The organism is Hymenobacter sp., from assembly GCF_036388155.1.
Lineage (GTDB): Bacteria > Bacteroidota > Bacteroidia > Cytophagales > Hymenobacteraceae > Hymenobacter.
In genome coordinates, this window is the sequence record NZ_DASVSI010000014.1 from 21529 (window position 1) to 38456 (window position 16928).

Sequence of the window (16928 nt, forward strand, 5' to 3'; positions counted from 1 at the left end):
CAGTCAAAGTGAGAACTGATTTGGCAAGCCAGCGTAACAAGCAAGAAGCCAGGGCAAAGTCCGCACAAGAGGGTAGTAGTGGCCAAGGTCCGAGGCTGCCAAATATGCGCTGAAAGCACTGTATGTCAAATGAAGTCGGGCGATATTTTGCCGGCTACAAAGACCGTAGAGTACTCGGTTGCAGAAAAAAGGTGAGAAAGGAAGAGCAGCAACCAAAGCACCAAGCGCGACCGCTGCTTAGTTAGCCGCCACGGAGACAGCGCCTGGGGCCTTGCTGCGGAGCAGGTAAATGGAACCCAGCGCCTTGACCGGAGCCAGGGTCACAACTTCTTCGTAGAGCCCGCCGAAACCGCAGGTTAGTTTAATCTGCTTGGCGGTAGTGGGGACGCTCAGCTCAAATTCACCTTCCGAGTTGGTGACCACAACGGTGCGAGTGCCCTGCAGCCACACCGTAGCACCCGGCAAAGCGCCGTTTGGGCCCTGAACTACGCCGTGCAGCACTTTATACGCTACGGGCTTGGTGGCTTCGCCGGGGTCTGCATCGGCCGATGCGACTGCCCGACGTGGGGCGTTGTTGAATGCGTATTGGGCCTGGCTAGAAGCGGCAGTCAGAAATAAGCAAATGGCAATAACTAGGGATGCAAGCGTGCGGGTCATGTAATTTGCACTAATGGTATTTATTATTGAACGATACAAACATAATATTTTTCGAGGGTATTAAATAATTTTCTTCAAAAATATAGTATAGTTAATTCTTGGATAAAATCAATATTTTTAGAACTGCTCTGCTATTAATAACAAAAAGCTCCTGCTTCGTAAAAAGAGGAGCTACGGTATTTTTCCGGTAGTTACTGCGCGGAATGCATCAATTGGTAGGATTATTATTGAGTGGCCTTCTGAGCAGGTTGGGCCTGCCACCTATTAATGTTCATAGCGGAAAATATTTTCATAGGACTGCTAAAAGGGCCGTTTCCGTTCGTCGTAAAGCAAAACAGCGCGGCTTCGTTTACCGAAGCCGCGCTGTTGTAGGCGCCGCTGCCAATGCTGCAGAGGAATGGTTAGGCGTGCTGTTGCACCTTGCTTTCCGCGGGGGCACTGGGCTGTTGGCTCCAGCCCATGCTGCAGCGGCTTTGCATCTGCTGGCGAAATTTCTCGCGCGCTTCGGGGCTGAGGTGCTCCATGCGCCCGGCCATGCGCTGCTGCCAGGCTTTGCGACGCTGGGCCCAATTACCGGTTCCGCCACCCCGAAAACCGCCGAAGAGGATGCGGGAAAGCAGGAGCAAGCCAACGGTTTGCGTCACGCTAATGGCTGGGCCGTGAAAGAGTTCGGGCACGAGCCAGTTCCAGAGTGCCTGGGTAACGAATACGGCTACGGTGAGGAACAGCGCCGCGAAGAGAAGAAAACGGAGGCCGCGGAGCAGCCAGAATTTACGGTCCATGATAGGTTGATGAATGGATGTGCTAATTCTTTGATGTGCTGATGTGCTGATGTGCTGATGTGCTGATGTGCTGACTCTTTGATGCGGTGCGAAAAATGCCGTGTTCAATACGATGTGAGATGTTGAAAACACATCAGCACATCAGAGAATCACCACATCACCACATCAAAGAATTACCACATCAATCCGTGAATAATTCGGTGTACAATTTCTGCAGCCGTTTGCGTAGGTGCAACACGGCGTAGTGCTTGCGCGAAATCAGGGTTTTGAGGGGCACGCCCGTTTCTTCCTCCATTTCGCGGAAAGTCTTGTCTTCCAGCTCGTGCCACACAAACACCTGGCGCTGGGCCACCGGCAATTCGGCCAGGGCTTCGGTGAGGGCTTCCATGAGGGTTTCGCGGAGCAAGCGGTTCTCGGGCGAGTCGTCGGGGGCCGGCAGCAAGTCGGCCAGCAGCAGGCCCTCGCCATCGTCGGAGGCCTCGGCCGCGCCGAAGGCTTCTTCCAGACTTACGGGCCGCTTGCGGCGGTAGAGGTCGGTGATGCGGTTGCGGGCCACCCGGAACAGCCAGGCCGCGGCTTGTTCCACGGGCTTGAGCATGCGGTAGCTTTCAACGAGTTCGGCGAAGACGTCCTGCAGGAGGTCTTCGGCCTCGGCTTCGTCGGGGATGCGGCGCCGGATGAACTGCAAGAGGCGAGGCCGCTGCTGCCGCACGGCGTCGGCAATCTGGCGGTCTTGCTGACTAGCCGTCATCTGGGCAAGGGGGGAGGGGAGCGAAAGAGCCATGGTTTCCATTCTGACCAAGCAGACGCCGGCCCCCCGAAATTACTTTAACTTTTGCTTTTGGATTATCCGTGAGCGTCATGCGGCGCGCAGCGAAGCATCTCGCGGGCCACCACTAAGTAGTTGAAGCAGGCGCGATGCTTGGCTGCGCGCTGCATGACTAAGTGTGGGCTACAACAAATCCAGCCCTGCTTTTTCCTTTTTCGAGGATACCTTTGCCGGCCGGCCGGCTGCACCGTTTCGCCGCCGGCCCTCTACGCATGGACCAAACCATTCCCGAAGTTATCCGCACCGTTCCGCTGCAGTACTACGTTTTTTTCGCCTCGGCCCTGTTTGCCATCGGCGTCACGGGCGTATTGGTGAGGCGCAATGCCATCATCATCTTCATGTGCATTGAGCTGATGCTTAACGCTGTGAACATCCTGCTTACGGCTTTCTCGGCCTACCGCGCCGACCCCAACGGGCAGATTTTCGTGTTTTTCATCATGGCCGTGGCCGCCGCCGAAGTCTCGGTCGGCCTGGGCATCATCGTCATGATTTACCGCAACTTCCAGACCACCGACGTTAATTTATTGAGCCGCTTGAAGTGGTGAGATGGTGAGGTGGTGAACTGGTGAGTTTGATGTAGTAGCTGCCTCGGTAGCACACCTAATTCAGCCGTTTACTGCCAACCCCAATTGACTCACCAGTTCACCACCTCACCATTTCACCAATGCAGGAAACTGTTCTCCCCGGCGCCAACGCCCCGTATCCTACGATTCTTTACGTCCTGATTCCGCTGCTGCCTTTCCTGGGCTTCTTGCTGAACGGATTGTTGAACCGGAAGCTTTCCGGCACCGTGGCCGGCCTCATCGGCAGCGCCACCGTGCTGGGCTCCTTCCTGATTTCGGTGATGCTGTTCCTGAATTTCGACTACCAGTACACGGTGCAGCTGTTTGACTGGATTTCGGTGGGCTCGCTGCAAATTCCTTTTCAGTACCAGATTGACCAGCTCAGCCTGATTATGCTGCTGCTGGTGACGGGCGTGGGCTTCCTCATTCACGTCTACAGCATTGGCTACATGCACCACGACGAGAACGTGGGCAAGTTCTTTAGCTTCCTGAACCTGTTCATTTTCAGCATGCTGCTGCTGGTGATGGGTTCCAACTTCGTCATTCTCTTCATCGGTTGGGAAGGCGTGGGCTTGTGCTCCTACCTGCTCATCGGCTTCTGGAACAAGAACACCAATTACAACAACGCCGCCAAAAAAGCCTTCATCATCAACCGCATTGGTGACCTGGGTTTTCTGCTTGGCATCTTCCTCATTTACCTCACTTTCAATTCGGTGCAGTACGCCGAAGTGTTCCAGAAGGCCAGCCTGGGCCAGTTCGGCACCTACGGCGTGGGCGTTTGCACGGCCATTACGCTGCTGCTGTTTGTGGGCGCCATGGGCAAGTCGGCGCAGCTGCCGCTCTACACCTGGCTGCCCGACGCCATGGCCGGCCCCACGCCGGTTTCGGCGCTCATCCACGCCGCCACCATGGTGACGGCCGGTATTTACATGGTGCTGCGGGCCAACGTGCTGTTCACCCTGGCCCCCGATACGCTGAATGTGGTGGCCATTGTGGGGGCGGCCACGGCCTTGTTTGCTGCCACCATCGGGTTGGCGCAGAACGACATCAAGAAGGTGCTGGCGTACTCCACGGTGTCGCAGTTGGGCTATATGTTCCTGGCGCTGGGCGTGATGGGCTACAGCACGTCGCTGTTCCACGTACTGACTCACGCGTTCTTTAAGGCGCTGATGTTCCTGGGTGCGGGCTCGGTGATTCACGCCATGAGCAACGAGCAGGACCTCCGCCGCATGGGTGGCCTGCGCAAGGCATTGCCCATCACCTTCCTCACGTTCCTGATTGGCTGTTTGGCCATTTCGGGCATCCCGCCGTTCTCGGGCTTCTTCTCCAAAGACGAAATCTTGGCGCATGCCTACGAGCACAACAAAGTGCTGTGGGCCATGGGCTTGCTTACGGCCTTTCTCACGGCGTTCTACATGTTCCGCCTGCTGTTCCTGGCTTTCTTTGGCGAGTTCCGCGGCACCGAGGAGCAGAAGCATCACCTGCACGAGTCGCCCGCTTCGATGACGTTTCCGCTCATCGTGTTGGCTGTGTTGGCGGCCGTGGGCGGTTTCATGGGCGCGCCCATGTTCACGGGCGGCCGTCATTACCTGGCCGAGTACCTGGCGCCGGTTTTCACGTATTCGCAGCGCATCATGCCGGCCGCTTTCTCCGCCGAGCCCGACCATAACACCGAACTGATGCTCATCGGGCTGTCGGTGGCCGCGGGCGTGCTGGGCATTGTCCTGGCCTACGTGTTCTACGTGGTGCGGGCCCAGCGTCCGGCCGAGGACGAGGCCAACCGCTCGGCTCCCGAGAGCTTGGTGTACCACAAGTACTACGTCGACGAGCTGTACAACGCGTTGTTCACGCGCCCGGTAATGGCGCTGTCCAGCGGCTTGGTTCGGTTCGTTGAGAACGGCATCATCAACCCCGTAGTGGGCGGTTTTGGCCGCGCCGTGAACGGGGGCGGGCAGCTTCTGCGCTACGTGCAAACCGGCGCCGTGGAAACGTATCTGATTCTGATGGTGATTGGCCTGGTGCTGATTTTGGGACTCAACTTTGGGCGGTTCTAAGCATTAGTGCACCGCTCATATGAATAAGTGCCTGTTGTTCTTGGGAGATGTTGGCGGCAGCGAGATGATGCTGCTCATGCTGATAGTGGGCCCAGTCCTGCTCATCATTCACTTTATTCCTTCTTTCATCGCTCGTAAGCGTCCTGACTTCTTCATGGTGCTGCTGTCAATATTGTGGCTGGGTGGTCTGTAATTGGTTGGGTAGCGGCACTGTACCTGGCTCTGCGCAAGGTGCCAGCGCACGTTTCGGTCAATAACTCAGGCCTTTCGACCGCACCAAGCTTTTCAGTTGCTGACGAACTGGCCAAGCTACGCGATTTGCGCGACCAAGGCGTATTGACGCAAGCGGAGTTTGACCACCAAAAGCAGTTGCTTATCCGGTAGGCAAATCCAAGTCCAACCTGCTGCTTTCGTTGCTTCTTCAGAAAAGCCATCTGCGCTACGTAGATGGCTTTTCTGCTTATGGAACGTGGAATGCGTGGTCTTTGCTAGCCCACACCTATTCTGAAATCGTTCAGCCGACCACTCGCCTTGCGAAGCGCCAAGTCCCCAATCGGACGGGTTGATGCCAGTCCCTTCAAGGTTCAGCTGTTGCTAAAGCAGTTACCCGGGCTTGGCTAACGTTGGGCGTGTCAAAAGCCCAGCTGTTTTAAGCAATATTAGTTAGTAATCAGGTGCTTTTGTAAAGGATATTGCGTTGGTTGCGGAGATATATAGCAACTTTTTTGGGCGAGAGCGGTATAGCAGCACATTCGCAACTGGCCGCAAGGCAGGTTGCGGACACTCGCACCTATTCCCGTTTTCCCAAACCTATGCACCTAAAACCTCAACTTCTGCGAGGCATTGCGCTGGGTGCTGTCATGCTCGGCATGGCGGCCCCGCAAGCGCAAGCCCAAACTCCTGACAAGAAAACTGCCATCAGCCTCTACGGCAGTGGGTACCAGTACAAGGGCAATTACGGCTCCTATTTCTGGGACTGGACCAACACCAACGGCGGCCCCGGCATCTCGTTCAACCGCTACCTCACGTCCGGCCTCGACCTGGGCCTCGATTTGGGCTACGCCGAGTTGAAGGGCACCCAGGGTGCCAACGTGTTCAGCACTAACGTGATTCACGGCAACTTGGCTTTCAAGCTGAAGCTCAACAACGGCTGGGCGCTGAAGGAAGACGCCATCATTCAGCCCTATCTGAAGATAGCGCCGGGCCTGGCCTACTTTAGCCGCGAAGCTACGTACCGGGGCAGCGCCACCGACCAAAACGCCACGGCTTTTGACCTGTTTGGCGCGGCGGGCATCAACTTCCGCCTCAGCGAAAGCATTGGCTTGTTCATCCAAACCGGCCAGCACATTCCCTTTGGCGCCAACATCGACGGCGACCTCGTGCGCGACGATGACCGGATTGACGACCGGTACCTGCAGCACACTGCGGGCCTCACGTTCGCCTTCGGCCAGATGAAGGACGAGGACAAAGACGGGGTTTCGGACAAGAAAGACAAGTGCCCCGGCACGCCCGCCGGCGTAGCCGTGGACCCCAACGGCTGCCCGCTCGACAAAGACGGCGACGGCGTGCCCGACTACCAGGACAAGTGCCCCGACGTGAAAGGCGTGGCCGCCCTGCAAGGCTGCCCCGATAAGGACGGCGACGGCGTGACCGATGCCGAAGACAAGTGCCCCGATACCCCCGGCAAAGCCGAACTGGCGGGCTGCCCCGACGCCGACAACGACGGCGTGATTGACCAGAACGACAAGTGCCCTGACACCCCGGCTGGCGTGAAAGTGGACGCCAACGGCTGCCCAATCGACACCGATGGCGACGGCGTGCCCGACTTCCAAGACCGCTGCCCCAACAGCCCCGGTCCGGCTTCGAACCGCGGTTGCCCCGAGGTAAAGGCCGAAACCAAGAAGCGCCTGCAGGAAGCCACGAAGTACATCAACTTCGAGTTCAACAAGGCCGTGCTGCTGCCCAGCTCGTACCCCACGTTGCAGGACCTCGCCAAAATCATGGCCGAGTACCCCGACTACACGCTGGGCATCTCGGGCCACACCGACAGCAAAGGCGCCGATAATTACAACTTGCGCCTCTCGGACGACCGTGCTGCCTCGGCTCGCACGTACATGCTGAGCCAGTCGGTGCCCGCCGAACGCATCGTGTCGCATGGCTACGGCGAAACCAAGCCGATTGCCGACAACGCCACTGCCAAGGGCCAGGCCCTGAACCGTCGGGTAGAGTTTGACTTGTACCTCACCGGCGACCCCAACGCCTCCGAAGTGAAGTACGGCCCCGCTCCGGTCATCGTCCCCGAGCCGCCCAAAGCGGCCCCGGTGAAGAAGGCCCCCGCTAAAAAAGCTCCGGTCCGCAAGGCCCCGGTGAAGCGGAAGTAAGCGGCTCAGGTAGCCAATAAAAAAAGGCCCACTCGATGAGAGTAGGCCTTTTTTTGTGCCCGGTAGCCCGTGCTCAGCCGGCTACGAGGGCTGCCGGTAAGTGGCATAGGGCTGCGCGGCCACCACTTGCAGCGACTGTACCTGTACCTGGACGCACGCAGCGGCCCATTTTTTTCTCGTCGGGCACAATGGAAACCCGCGCTGACCAAGGCCGCCACGACCGGCCAGCGAAAAGGCAATAAACTGCGGAAAGAGGCACTGACTCAGCCGGACATGAGCAGTAGGAAAAAGGCGACGACTCCGTTATGTTGGCAAAGACATAACGGGCCTTCACAATGCACTCGGTCTTAGCCGTGCAGCAAGCTGGTTTCGGTGCGCATGAACTCTTGGAATCGCGCCTGCACCGCCCGAAACTCCTCCATGGCCTCGTGGCCGGCCGCGGTGACCACGGCGCCGCCGCCATGAGCGCCGCCTGTCTGGGTGCTTACCAGGGGCGTTGCGGCTTGGCTGTTCATGGAGCTGACCAGGTCCCAGGCCCGCTTGTAGGACATGCCCATGGCCTGCGCGGCTTTCGAAATTGAGCCCAGTTCGGCGATGTGCTGCAGCAGCTCAAGCCGGCCAATGCCGAGGAACCGGCCGTCTTCCGTCTCGAGCCACAGGCGGCCGTTGAGGCGATAGGTTTTCGTGGGCAGCAGTAGCTTTTTCATGGGGGTAAAGATGCGCCCATTGGGCGGCTTGAGCGGCAGTGAATGCCATTGATGAGCGGTAAGTTCTAAGGCATCGGCCGCCGCAATTGCCCGAATCTTTTACCTCAAAAAACCTCAACCACTGCCAGCAAATGCCGTTGAGAAAATGCGGGCTCTGATGATTTCAGCGGCCTTTTTCGAAAACTACATCTCCTTTCCTCACACAGTTGCCTCCTCTATTGTAACATGGAAGTTCTGAAAACCAAAGCATACGGCGCAACCGGGTCCGTATTCAGCAGCCTGTCGGAAATGGAAATTGAGCGCCCGGCGCCCAAGGCCGACGAGGTGCACATCGACATCTTGTATTGCGGGGTGTGCCACTCCGACCTGCACCAAGTGAAAAACGACTGGCACAACACCATTTACCCGTGCGTGCCCGGCCACGAGATTGTGGGCCGCGTCATCGAGGCCGGCAGCGCCGTCACCAAGTTCAAGGTGGGCGACTTGGTGGGCGTGGGCTGCATGATTGATTCCTGCGGCACCTGCCCGGCTTGCCAGGAAAAAGAGGAGAACTACTGCGAAGGCCCCGTGAGCTGGACGGCCACCTACAACGGCTACATAAAGCCTCAGAACAAGGACTTCAACACTTTCGGCGGCTACTCCACCAACATCGTGGTGAAGGAGTCCTTCGTGCTGCGCATTCCGGAGTCGCTCGACACCAAGGCGGTAGCTCCGATTCTGTGCGCCGGCATCACCACTTACTCGCCCATGAAGCATTGGAACGTGGGCCCCGGCCAGAGCGTGGCTGTGGTGGGCATTGGCGGACTGGGTCATATGGCCGTGCAGATTGCGCGCGCCCTGGGCGCCACCGTCACGGCCGTGACGCGCACCCCGGAAAAGCAAGCCGAAGCCGAAAAGCTGGGCGCCCACGAAGTCCTGATTTCCTCCGATTCCAAGGCCATGGAGGCGCATGAGCTGAAGTTCGATTTCATCCTCATCACCATTCCCGATGCGTTTGAGGTGAACGATTACGTGAAGCTGGCCAAGCGCAACGGCGTCATCACCACCGTGGGCCTGCTGGGGCCCTACAAAGGCCCGCTCGACAACCAGGAGGTGGCTATGCACCGCCGCTCCATTGCCGGCTCCATCATCGGCGGCATCGCCGAGACGCAGGAGGTACTGGAGTTCTGTGCCGAGCACAACATCCTGCCCGAGGTTGAAATGATTAAGATGCAGGATATCAACGATGCCTTCGACAAAATGAACGACGAGGAAGTGCGCTTCCGCTACGTCATCGACATGGCGTCGTTGAAGCAGGAGGCGTAGGCGCGCGACAGTCTGCAAACTAGCCCGTCATGCCGAGCGCAGCCGAGGCATCTCGCGTGTGGTAGTAATTAAATCTATTGTCATCCTGAGCTTGCGAAGGACCTCCTCACGACTGAATGAAAGACGTTCCAAGGTGAGAAGGTCCTTCGCAAGCTCAGGATGACAGATGGGGCGGGCGAGATGCCTCGGCTGCGCTCGGCATGACGGTTTTTATTGGGTTATCATCAGTTGTAATTCGAAGGCTTCTCACACCATCGCCAGCATCTGGCGGGCATTGCCGATGGCGGAAGCGTCGATATCGTTGTTGAAGTACACATAGGCTTCCTGCATGCCGGGTTGCGCTTGGATTTCGGAGGTAATGCGTCGCAAAAAATCTTCAGAATAGGGCGAGCGGTACAGGTCGGGCACGCCGTGGAAGCGGTAGTAGAGCGTGGGCGCGGTGGCGACCACGGCGTCGGGCAGGAGCGGGTGGCTCTGGCCGCAGAAGATGACGTTGCGGCGCGCCAACTCCTCGTACACTTCGGGGTGCCACCAGCTGGGGTGCCGGAATTCGAGCACGTTGAGAAACGCGGGGTCGAGGCAGTCGAGGATGCGCGCCAGGCGCTCGGGCGTGTACGCCGTGCGGGGCGGCAGCTGGAAGAGAACGGGGCCCAGCTTTTCGAGCAGCCCGCGGGCCGTGGTGTCGTAAAAGTCCCCCAGCAGCTGCTGCACGTTGTTAAACTGCTTGTAGTGCGTGATGAGCTTGGGCGCTTTCACCGCAAACCGAAAACCGGGCGGGCTCTGCGCGTACCAGTTTTCCAGAAACGACAGTTGCGGAAACCGGTAGAAAGTAACGTTGAGCTCCAGCGTGCGAAAATGCTGGCTGTAGTAGTCAAACCACAGCCGCATGGGCATTTTCTCGGGGTAAAACCGTCCGCGCCAGTGGCGGTAGTGGTAGCCCGAACAACCGATGTGAAACGACGTCATATCCGCGGCAAACGGCAAAACGAACGACCGGGTTAAGCCAGCAATGGCCGTTACCGTCGCAGGCAACCGCTGGGAACGGCTGGCGGCTGACGAGCTTAGTTACGCGCTGTGTCTGGGGCGATGACGATGGTTTTTTTCTGGAAAAACTCGGCGTAAGCGGTGTTGGCCCAGTCTGCCGTGTCGGGGGTGATGTCGCTGAACAGAAGCGTGATGGGCGGCGCGGTCAGGGCCGCTACCTGGGGGCGTGGGGTGGGGTCAGTGCGCAGGTACTGGTAGCGGGCGTTCAGCTCCGCATTGTAGCGGGAGGCGGCGCCGTGCACGAGGTCTCGGTAGGCCAGAAAAGAATTGTTGGTGCTCAGCCGGTGATTGGGGTCGCGCAGGTGGTGGTTGTAATCGGTGACAAAGGTGAGGGGCAGCCAAGCCAGCAGCGCCCACCGAACCACGCCAGGCAGCTGCAAAGAGGCAGGCGAAGCGCCCGAACGGTTAACCAAGTAAAACACCCAGGCGTAGGCCGCCAACATCCAGCTAAGAAGAAAGCAGAGGTACAGCAGGCTGAGGGCCCGGGGCGGCGAGGGAATACCGCTCACCCAAAAGCTTGGAAACAAACCGGCGGCGAGAAACGCCGGCACCAGCAAGGTCAGCAGCAGCGGGTGGCGCACAAACTGGTTGAGCGGCAGTGCGGGCTGCCGGGCCAAGCGCGCAAACAGTGGCACCAACAGCAGGGTGACCACCACAAGAATGCCATTGCCCAGCCAGTTGACGAGGCTGTACGCCGCAAAAACCAAGGTTTTTACTGCGCCGGCCACCAGTCCCGGCGACACGGCGCGCTCCGCAGCCATGCGCACTGCATTGCCCGGCGCCAGAAACGCCAAGGCACAACCCACTGTAATGGTAAGGGCAACGCCCAATCCGACGACGCGTTTTTGCTCCCAGAACATCACCGCCACAACCGCCCAAGCCGTAAGAAACAGCGGTACGGCAATGGTTTCGTTGCAGCCCACCGTCAGAAAAAACAGTAAGGCCGCGGCGGCTACGTAGCGGCGGCGGGTGGCGGGCGTTCGGTGCGAAGCAGATGCCAGCAGTGCCAACGCAAAGCATAGCAATATGCAGGGAAGCAGGTTGTTGTAGGTAGCGGTGAGCCAATAAAACCACTCTGCCGTGCTGGGCAAATGGTAGACCACCAGCAAAAAGGCGCCCGCTCCGGCCTGCCACAACTGGCCGGTGGTGAACCCGGCGCCGCGCACCAGCGCCCGCAGCAATACCACCAGCCCCACGAGCAGCGCCACTAGCATCAGCAAGCACCCCAGCTTGTACGCAATGCCAATTTGCCCAAACGAAACCGGGTTGAGGAAACTCCAGCCCAGCATGGCGGCGTAGCGGCCCGTCCACGACAGGTACATGTATTTCAGATAGCCAACATGCCCGTGCTTGCTGACGTCATTGGCTTGCAAGAAATCGTCGGCGGAGGGATGGGCGTAGAAGCACAGCAGAAAAAAGGGCAGAATGCCCAGCCAAATGGCGGCCCCACCCAGGCGAAGGGCAAGGTGTTGAAAACGTTGCATTTGTCGCAGTAAAATTTCCTCCATGGCGTGGTCGATAGGGGCCGGGGCCGGACGAAAAGCCCGTGGTGATGCCAGCTGCTCGCGCAAACATGGGACTTATTTGGCGGACAAAACGGGAGATGATGGCGCCACCAGCGCATAGAAAGCGCCTTTTCAGTCGCGGAAGGGAAACCCGGAGCATCCGATGCAGCAAGCAGGAACGGGCAGGAGAACAACTGCACAAAAGGGGACTTATGCGCAGTTGCCTTTCAGCCGTTGACCCCTCATTCTTTCACCAGCTTCTGCTGTAGTATTTCGCCGGTGGGTAGCTGCACCCGCACCAGGTACATGCCGCGCGGCCAGGTTTCGGTCGTCAGGCGCAGGTTACCGTCGGCGGCAACTTGGGCCTGGTGCGGCAGGGCGCGGCCCAGCGCATCGTGCAAGGTGAGGGCGCTGGCCGACAAGCTGGTTCCCGCGTGAATCGTGACGACGGTGGCCGTAGGGTTCGGAAATACTTCCAACCGCCGAATGGAAGTCTTGGCCGCGGCGGTGGCCAGGGCTACGCGGCTGAGACGGTAAGGACGCAGAAAGCGCCATACTTCATTGCTGGCGTTGATGTCGCGATTTGTGGTGCCCGCAGCAATGGCCAACGTAATGGCCGCGCCGGGCCAGGTGTGCCCGCCCCCGATGATGCGATAATGCTCGACCACGCCGCCGTTGGGGCCGCCGGTCCACACGCTGCGCTCGGCGGTACTGCCATCGGCGGTGTTGGTGTCGGGCACCGGGGCGATGGTGGGCACCGGGTTGCAGCCGTTGCGCTGTACCCAAGCGGCCAGCAGCGTGGGAATGGCCGCGAATTGTGAGGAAGCACTGCCGGTGTAAGGCACATAAATGTCGTCGGTGCCGTGGATTTCCAATACCGGCACGGGCCTGCCCGGAGGCCAAGTGCTCAAGCGGCCGGTCGTCATGGTGCCCGTAACGGAGGCAACGGCCGCAATGCGGTTGCTAAGCTGGCACGCCAGCTCGTAGCTCATAAACCCGCCATTGCTCATGCCCGTGCTGAAAATGCGGTCAGGGTCGAGCCGGTAGCGGGTGGCCATGGTGTCAAGCAAGGCTGACAGAAAGGCCACGTCGTCCACGCCCGTGCCGCGAGGGCCAAAGGTGTTCCAATTGCGGTTGTTTGCCGCGTCGAAAATCCCGTTGGGGTGCACGATGAGAAAATTGGCCGTGTCCGCGATAGGGCGGAAGTCGCCATACATCTCCTGCTCAATATTGTTGGAACCGTAGCCATGCAGATTGAACAGCAGCGGCACGGTTCGAGTAGTCGTATTGTAAATGGCCGGGACGTAAAGACGGTATTCCCGGACCAGCCCTCCGTGGCGGATGGTACCTACTATGGTGGTTTGAGCCCGCAGCTTAGCGGGCAGCAGCAACATGAAGGCAACCACAGCGGCCGCTAGTAATGCGGGTAAATATTGACGCATGGTAGACGATAATAATTAGGAAATACAGTTCTTGAAACAACCGCGACAAGCCAACACAATGACCCACCAAGTACGGAGTAGGTCATTGTGTTGGATTAGCGCCGTTCTGCGGTTGTAATCCTGAATGCGCCGCTTCATCGGCCTCGTCATTCTTCTTTGCTTCCTCGGCTCGCTTTTTGAAGTCCTCCAACTCGTCTTTGCTGTAGGCCAGCTTGGTAATGAGCACGTAGCAGACGGCCACAATAGCCGTACCTACGGCCGTGGCAACGAGCAACCCGCCAAACACCGTCCAGCCGATGTGCTTGCGGCTGATGGCACCGGCGCCCGAGGCGATAATGAGCGGCACCACCCCCAGAATGGCCGAGAGCGAGGTCATCACAATGGGCCGGAAACGCAGGCGCACGGCTTCCAAGGTGGCTTCAATGAGGTCGGTGCCGGCTTCGAGGCGCTCCTTGGCGTATTCCACAATGAGGATGGCGTTTTTGCCGGCCAAGCCTACCAGCGTTACCAGTCCGATTTGGGCGTAGACGTTGTTGGTGAGCTCGGGCACCAGCGAGAGCGTGACGATGGCGCCCAACGAGCCCACTGGCACCGACACCAGCACGGCAAAGGGCACGGTCCAGCTTTCGTAGAGCGCGGCCAGCACCAGAAACACGAACACCAGCGACAGCGCGAAAATGTAGAGGCTTTGCGAGCCGGCTTCTTGCTCCTCGCGGCTCAAGCCCGAAAACTCGTAGCCGTAGCCTGGCGGCAGGTTTTTGGTGGCAACTTCCTCCAGGGCGGTGATGGCGTCGCCGGTACTATAGCCTTCGCCCGGGTCGCCGTTGATGTCGGCGGAGCGGAAGAGGTTGTAATGCGAGATGAGTGGGGCCGTGGCCGTGCGCTCGTAGCTAGTAAGAGTGCTCAGGGGGACCATCTGGCCGCTTTGGTTGCGCACGTAGTACTGGGCCAGGTCGCTCATGTCGCCGCGGTAGCTGGTGTCGGCCTGGGCGAGCACCCGGAAAGTGCGGCCGTAGAGCGTGAAATCGTTCACGTAGGCCGAGCCGAGATAGGTTTGCAGCGCCTGGCCCACGTCGGAGATGTTTACGCCGAGTTGCTTGCACTTTTCCCGGTTGATTTCGAGGCGGTAAGCGGGCGTATTAGCAGTGAAAAAGGAGAAACCCTTGGCGATTTCGGGCCGCTGTTTCATGGCGCCCAAAAAGCTTTGCAGCGTGCGGTCGAAGTTCTGGATGTCGGTTTGGGCCTCGCGCTCCTGCAGGATGAATGAGAAGCCTGAAGTGTTGCCCAGGCCCGGAATAGCGGGCGGCGGAATCACGACTACGCGCGCCTCGCGGAAGCGGGCCAGACGCCGCTTCAAGGTGTCCACCAAAGCCGGAGCGGCCAGGGCTTCGTCGTCGCGCTCGTCCCAGGGCTTGAGCTGCACAAATAGCGTCCCGCTGTTTGATTTCGAGGAAAAGTTGATGGCGTTGAGCCCAGCCAGGCCGGAAAAGTGGTTGACGCCAGGCGTGCTCTGCACCTCTTTCATGATGTCCTTGAGCACGGCCACGGTGCGGTCGGTGCTGGAGGCTTCGGGCAAGGTGAAGGTGATGAGCAGGCGGCCTTCGTCCTCGGTGGGCACAAAGCCGGCCGGTTTGGCGCGGTAGAGCAGCACGGTGCCCACCACCACGGCGGCCACAATGCCAATCATCCAGCGCGGGTACTTCAGCCCGAACTTGACGCGGTTGGTGTACCACTCCGTCAGGCTGTCAAACTTCTTGTTGAACCACGCGAAGAAGCGAGCCATAAAGCCCTTTTTGCCTTTGGGCTTCTCAGCCGTTACTTCCTCCTTAGAGTGCTCGTCTTTTGTCGCGGTGACTTCCTCCTTAGTCTGCTGCTCGTGCGCAGCGTCCTTTTTTTCAGAATCCTTCTTCTCTGCGAGGTTCTTCTGTTTTTCCTCGGGCTGCTCTTCGGGTTTGCCAGCTGCTTCTGCATCGGTACCCTCTGAGGCGGGCTTCTTCTCGGCATCCTTGTTCTTGCGCAAAATCAAGGAGCACAGCGCGGGCGTGAACGTGAGGGCTGAGAACGTACTCAACACAACCGAGACGGCAATGGTAAGAGCAAATTGCTGGTAAAGCCGCCCGGTGATGCCGCCAATGAAGGCCACCGGCACAAACACCGCAATCAGGATAATGCTGGTGGTGACAACCGGCGTGGAGATGTCGCGCATGGCCTCAATAGTGGCCTCGGTGGCGCTCATGTCCTTCTCGTCCATGTTGCGCTGAGTGGCCTCCACAATCACAATGGCGTCGTCAATCACAATGCCGATGGCCAGCACCAAGCCAAAGAGTGTGAGCGTATTGATGGTGAAACCCAGCAGCGGAAACGCAATGAACGGCCCCACCACCGCCACCGGAATGGCCAGGGTGGGAATGAGCGTGGCCCGCCAGTTTTGCAGAAACAGAAACACCACCAGAATCACGAGTACCAGCGACTCTATCATGGTGGAAAACACCTCTTTCACCGACACCTTCACCACCGAAGCCGCCTCAAACGGCACCTGGTAATCCAAGTCGGCGGGGAACTGCTTCTTGAGGCGCTCCATCGTCTTAATGACGTTGTCGTAGGTTTCCAGGGCGTTGGAGCCGGGGGCCTGGTACACCAGCAGGTAGGCGGCGCGCTTGCCGTCCACGAAGCTTTGGTTGGCATAATTGTACTTGCCCAACTCCACGCGGGCCACGTCGCGCAGGTACACCAGCTTGCCGGTTTCGGGCACGGTGCGCACCACCACGTTGCCAAATTCCTCGGCCGTAATCAGCCGGCCGCGCACAAACACGGTGTATTCGAAGCTCTGGCCTTGCTGCTGCGGCGCGCCGCCCAGGGAGCCGGCCGCAATCTGAGCGTTTTGCTCGCGTAGGGCATCGGTCACGTCCTGGGCCGTGAGGCCGAGCTGGGCTAGCTTGTCGGGCTTGAGCCAGATGCGCATCGAGAAGTCGTCGGCCCGGGCGTTGATGTCTCCCACGCCCTTGGTGCGCAGCAAGGCGTCTTTGAGGTAAATGTTGGCGTAGTTGTCCAGAAACGTCACATCGTGGCTGCCTTTGGGCGCAAACAAGGCCACCAGCAGCAGGATGCTCGGGTTACGCTTGCGCACCGTCAGGCCCAGGCGCTGCACCTCTTCGGGCAAGCGGGGCAGGGCAATGCCCACGCGGTTTTGCACGTCGAGGGCGGCCACGTCGATGTCGGTGCCCACTTCAAAGTTCACCGTCATGCTCATCTGCCCGTTGTTGGCCGAGGAGCTGTTGAGGTAGCTCAGGCCGGGCACGCCGTTTACCTGCGTTTCCACGGGCGTGGTCACGGTTTGCTCCACGGTCTGGGCGTCGGCCCCCACGTAGTTGCCGGTCACCGACACGGTGGGCGGGGTGATGTCGGGGTACTGCGTAATGGGCAGGTTGAAGATGGCCAGCGCGCCCAGCAGCACTATTAGCACCGAGCACACAATGGCCGTCTTGGGCCGGCGAATGAAGGTTTCGGCAATCATACGCGGCGGGTAGAGGCGAGGAAAAGAGTGAGGCAGCGCGAATAAGAAACCTCATCCCCGGCCCTACCGGGCACGACCCCTCTCCCCAGGAGAGGGGCGCCTGACGAAGTGTAGCGCGGACATTTAGTCAGCGCGTGAACCGTAT

14 protein-coding genes are annotated in these 16928 nt (G+C 59.1%); 6 read left to right on the forward strand and 8 right to left on the reverse strand.

The annotated features are described in order from the left end of the window. Positions 1–237 precede the first annotated feature (237 nt). The 3 genes from VF629_RS02170 to VF629_RS02180 form a co-directional block, all read right to left on the reverse strand. Entirely contained in the window at positions 238–657 is a 420-nt protein-coding gene (locus tag VF629_RS02170) for a hypothetical protein (protein WP_331056804.1), read from the reverse strand. Positions 658–1058: 401 nt separating this feature from the next. Continuing rightward, entirely contained in the window at positions 1059–1439 is a 381-nt protein-coding gene (locus VF629_RS02175) for a hypothetical protein (protein WP_331056805.1), read from the reverse strand. Positions 1440–1620: 181 nt separating this feature from the next. Then, on the reverse strand, positions 1621–2190 hold the full coding sequence (locus tag VF629_RS02180; RefSeq protein WP_331056806.1) for a sigma-70 family RNA polymerase sigma factor: 570 nt from the start codon (positions 2188–2190) through the stop codon (positions 1621–1623). A gap of 290 nt (positions 2191–2480) precedes the next feature. Here VF629_RS02180 and nuoK point away from each other — a divergent pair, with 290 nt between their 5' ends. The 5 genes from nuoK to VF629_RS02200 all read left to right on the forward strand — a co-directional run bounded on the left by nuoK (position 2481) and on the right by VF629_RS02200 (position 7266). Continuing rightward, a complete protein-coding gene (nuoK, locus tag VF629_RS02185) occupies positions 2481–2813 on the forward strand; it encodes an NADH-quinone oxidoreductase subunit NuoK (RefSeq protein ID WP_331056807.1) in 333 nt (110 codons plus the stop codon). A gap of 119 nt (positions 2814–2932) precedes the next feature. Continuing rightward, positions 2933–4885, forward strand: coding sequence for an NADH-quinone oxidoreductase subunit L (gene nuoL, locus VF629_RS02190; RefSeq protein ID WP_331056808.1), 1953 nt, complete (start codon positions 2933–2935; stop codon positions 4883–4885). Positions 4886–4904: 19 nt separating this feature from the next. Then, positions 4905–5078: a hypothetical protein gene (locus VF629_RS02195; protein WP_331056809.1), complete on the forward strand. Its 174-nt coding sequence runs from the start codon at positions 4905–4907 to the stop codon at positions 5076–5078. 38 nt (positions 5079–5116) lie between these two features. Continuing rightward, a complete protein-coding gene (locus VF629_RS25740; protein WP_414653842.1) occupies positions 5117–5269 on the forward strand; it encodes an SHOCT domain-containing protein in 153 nt (50 codons plus the stop codon). Between the two features lie 428 nt (positions 5270–5697). Beyond that, positions 5698–7266, forward strand: coding sequence for an OmpA family protein (locus VF629_RS02200; protein WP_331056810.1), 1569 nt, complete (start codon positions 5698–5700; stop codon positions 7264–7266). Between the two features lie 347 nt (positions 7267–7613). On the opposite strand, the gene VF629_RS02205 is transcribed toward VF629_RS02200, so the two are convergent. Continuing rightward, positions 7614–7973 carry a winged helix-turn-helix domain-containing protein gene (locus VF629_RS02205; RefSeq protein ID WP_331056811.1) on the reverse strand — a complete coding sequence of 120 codons (360 nt, stop codon included), beginning with the start codon at positions 7971–7973 and terminating at the stop codon, positions 7614–7616. 225 nt (positions 7974–8198) lie between these two features. On the opposite strand from VF629_RS02205, the gene VF629_RS02210 reads away from it, so the two are divergent. Then, on the forward strand, positions 8199–9278 hold the full coding sequence (locus VF629_RS02210; RefSeq protein ID WP_331056812.1) for an NAD(P)-dependent alcohol dehydrogenase: 1080 nt from the start codon (positions 8199–8201) through the stop codon (positions 9276–9278). A 246-nt stretch (positions 9279–9524) separates the two neighbouring features. Here the strand turns inward: VF629_RS02210 and VF629_RS02215 are convergent, their stop codons facing one another. From VF629_RS02215 to VF629_RS02230, 4 genes are all read right to left on the reverse strand, one after another. After that, positions 9525–10244, reverse strand: coding sequence for a DUF72 domain-containing protein (locus VF629_RS02215; protein WP_331056813.1), 720 nt, complete (start codon positions 10242–10244; stop codon positions 9525–9527). A 95-nt stretch (positions 10245–10339) separates the two neighbouring features. Continuing rightward, positions 10340–11806, reverse strand: coding sequence for a DUF6056 family protein (locus tag VF629_RS02220; protein ID WP_331056814.1), 1467 nt, complete (start codon positions 11804–11806; stop codon positions 10340–10342). Between the two features lie 263 nt (positions 11807–12069). Then, entirely contained in the window at positions 12070–13269 is a 1200-nt protein-coding gene (locus VF629_RS02225; protein ID WP_331056815.1) for a T9SS type A sorting domain-containing protein, read from the reverse strand. Between the two features lie 82 nt (positions 13270–13351). Further along, positions 13352–16783 (reverse strand): efflux RND transporter permease subunit, encoded by a 3432-nt coding sequence (locus tag VF629_RS02230; RefSeq protein ID WP_331056816.1) that lies wholly within the window; start codon positions 16781–16783, stop codon positions 13352–13354. Between the last annotated feature and the right edge of the window lie 145 nt (positions 16784–16928).

Coding starts and splice junctions, on each gene's coding strand:
- VF629_RS02210 (WP_331056812.1), top strand. CDS start 8,199: ATGGAAGTTCTGAAAACCAAAGCATACGGCGCAACCGGGTCCGTATTC.
- nuoL (WP_331056808.1), top strand. CDS start 2,933: ATGCAGGAAACTGTTCTCCCCGGCGCCAACGCCCCGTATCCTACGATT.
- VF629_RS02170 (WP_331056804.1), bottom strand. CDS start 657: ATGACCCGCACGCTTGCATCCCTAGTTATTGCCATTTGCTTATTTCTG.
- VF629_RS02225 (WP_331056815.1), bottom strand. CDS start 13,269: ATGCGTCAATATTTACCCGCATTACTAGCGGCCGCTGTGGTTGCCTTC.
- nuoK (WP_331056807.1), top strand. CDS start 2,481: ATGGACCAAACCATTCCCGAAGTTATCCGCACCGTTCCGCTGCAGTAC.
- VF629_RS02180 (WP_331056806.1), bottom strand. CDS start 2,190: ATGACGGCTAGTCAGCAAGACCGCCAGATTGCCGACGCCGTGCGGCAG.
- VF629_RS02230 (WP_331056816.1), bottom strand. CDS start 16,783: ATGATTGCCGAAACCTTCATTCGCCGGCCCAAGACGGCCATTGTGTGC.
- VF629_RS02205 (WP_331056811.1), bottom strand. CDS start 7,973: ATGAAAAAGCTACTGCTGCCCACGAAAACCTATCGCCTCAACGGCCGC.
- VF629_RS02215 (WP_331056813.1), bottom strand. CDS start 10,244: ATGACGTCGTTTCACATCGGTTGTTCGGGCTACCACTACCGCCACTGG.
- VF629_RS02195 (WP_331056809.1), top strand. CDS start 4,905: ATGAATAAGTGCCTGTTGTTCTTGGGAGATGTTGGCGGCAGCGAGATG.
- VF629_RS02200 (WP_331056810.1), top strand. CDS start 5,698: ATGCACCTAAAACCTCAACTTCTGCGAGGCATTGCGCTGGGTGCTGTC.
- VF629_RS02175 (WP_331056805.1), bottom strand. CDS start 1,439: ATGGACCGTAAATTCTGGCTGCTCCGCGGCCTCCGTTTTCTTCTCTTC.
- VF629_RS02220 (WP_331056814.1), bottom strand. CDS start 11,806: ATGCAACGTTTTCAACACCTTGCCCTTCGCCTGGGTGGGGCCGCCATT.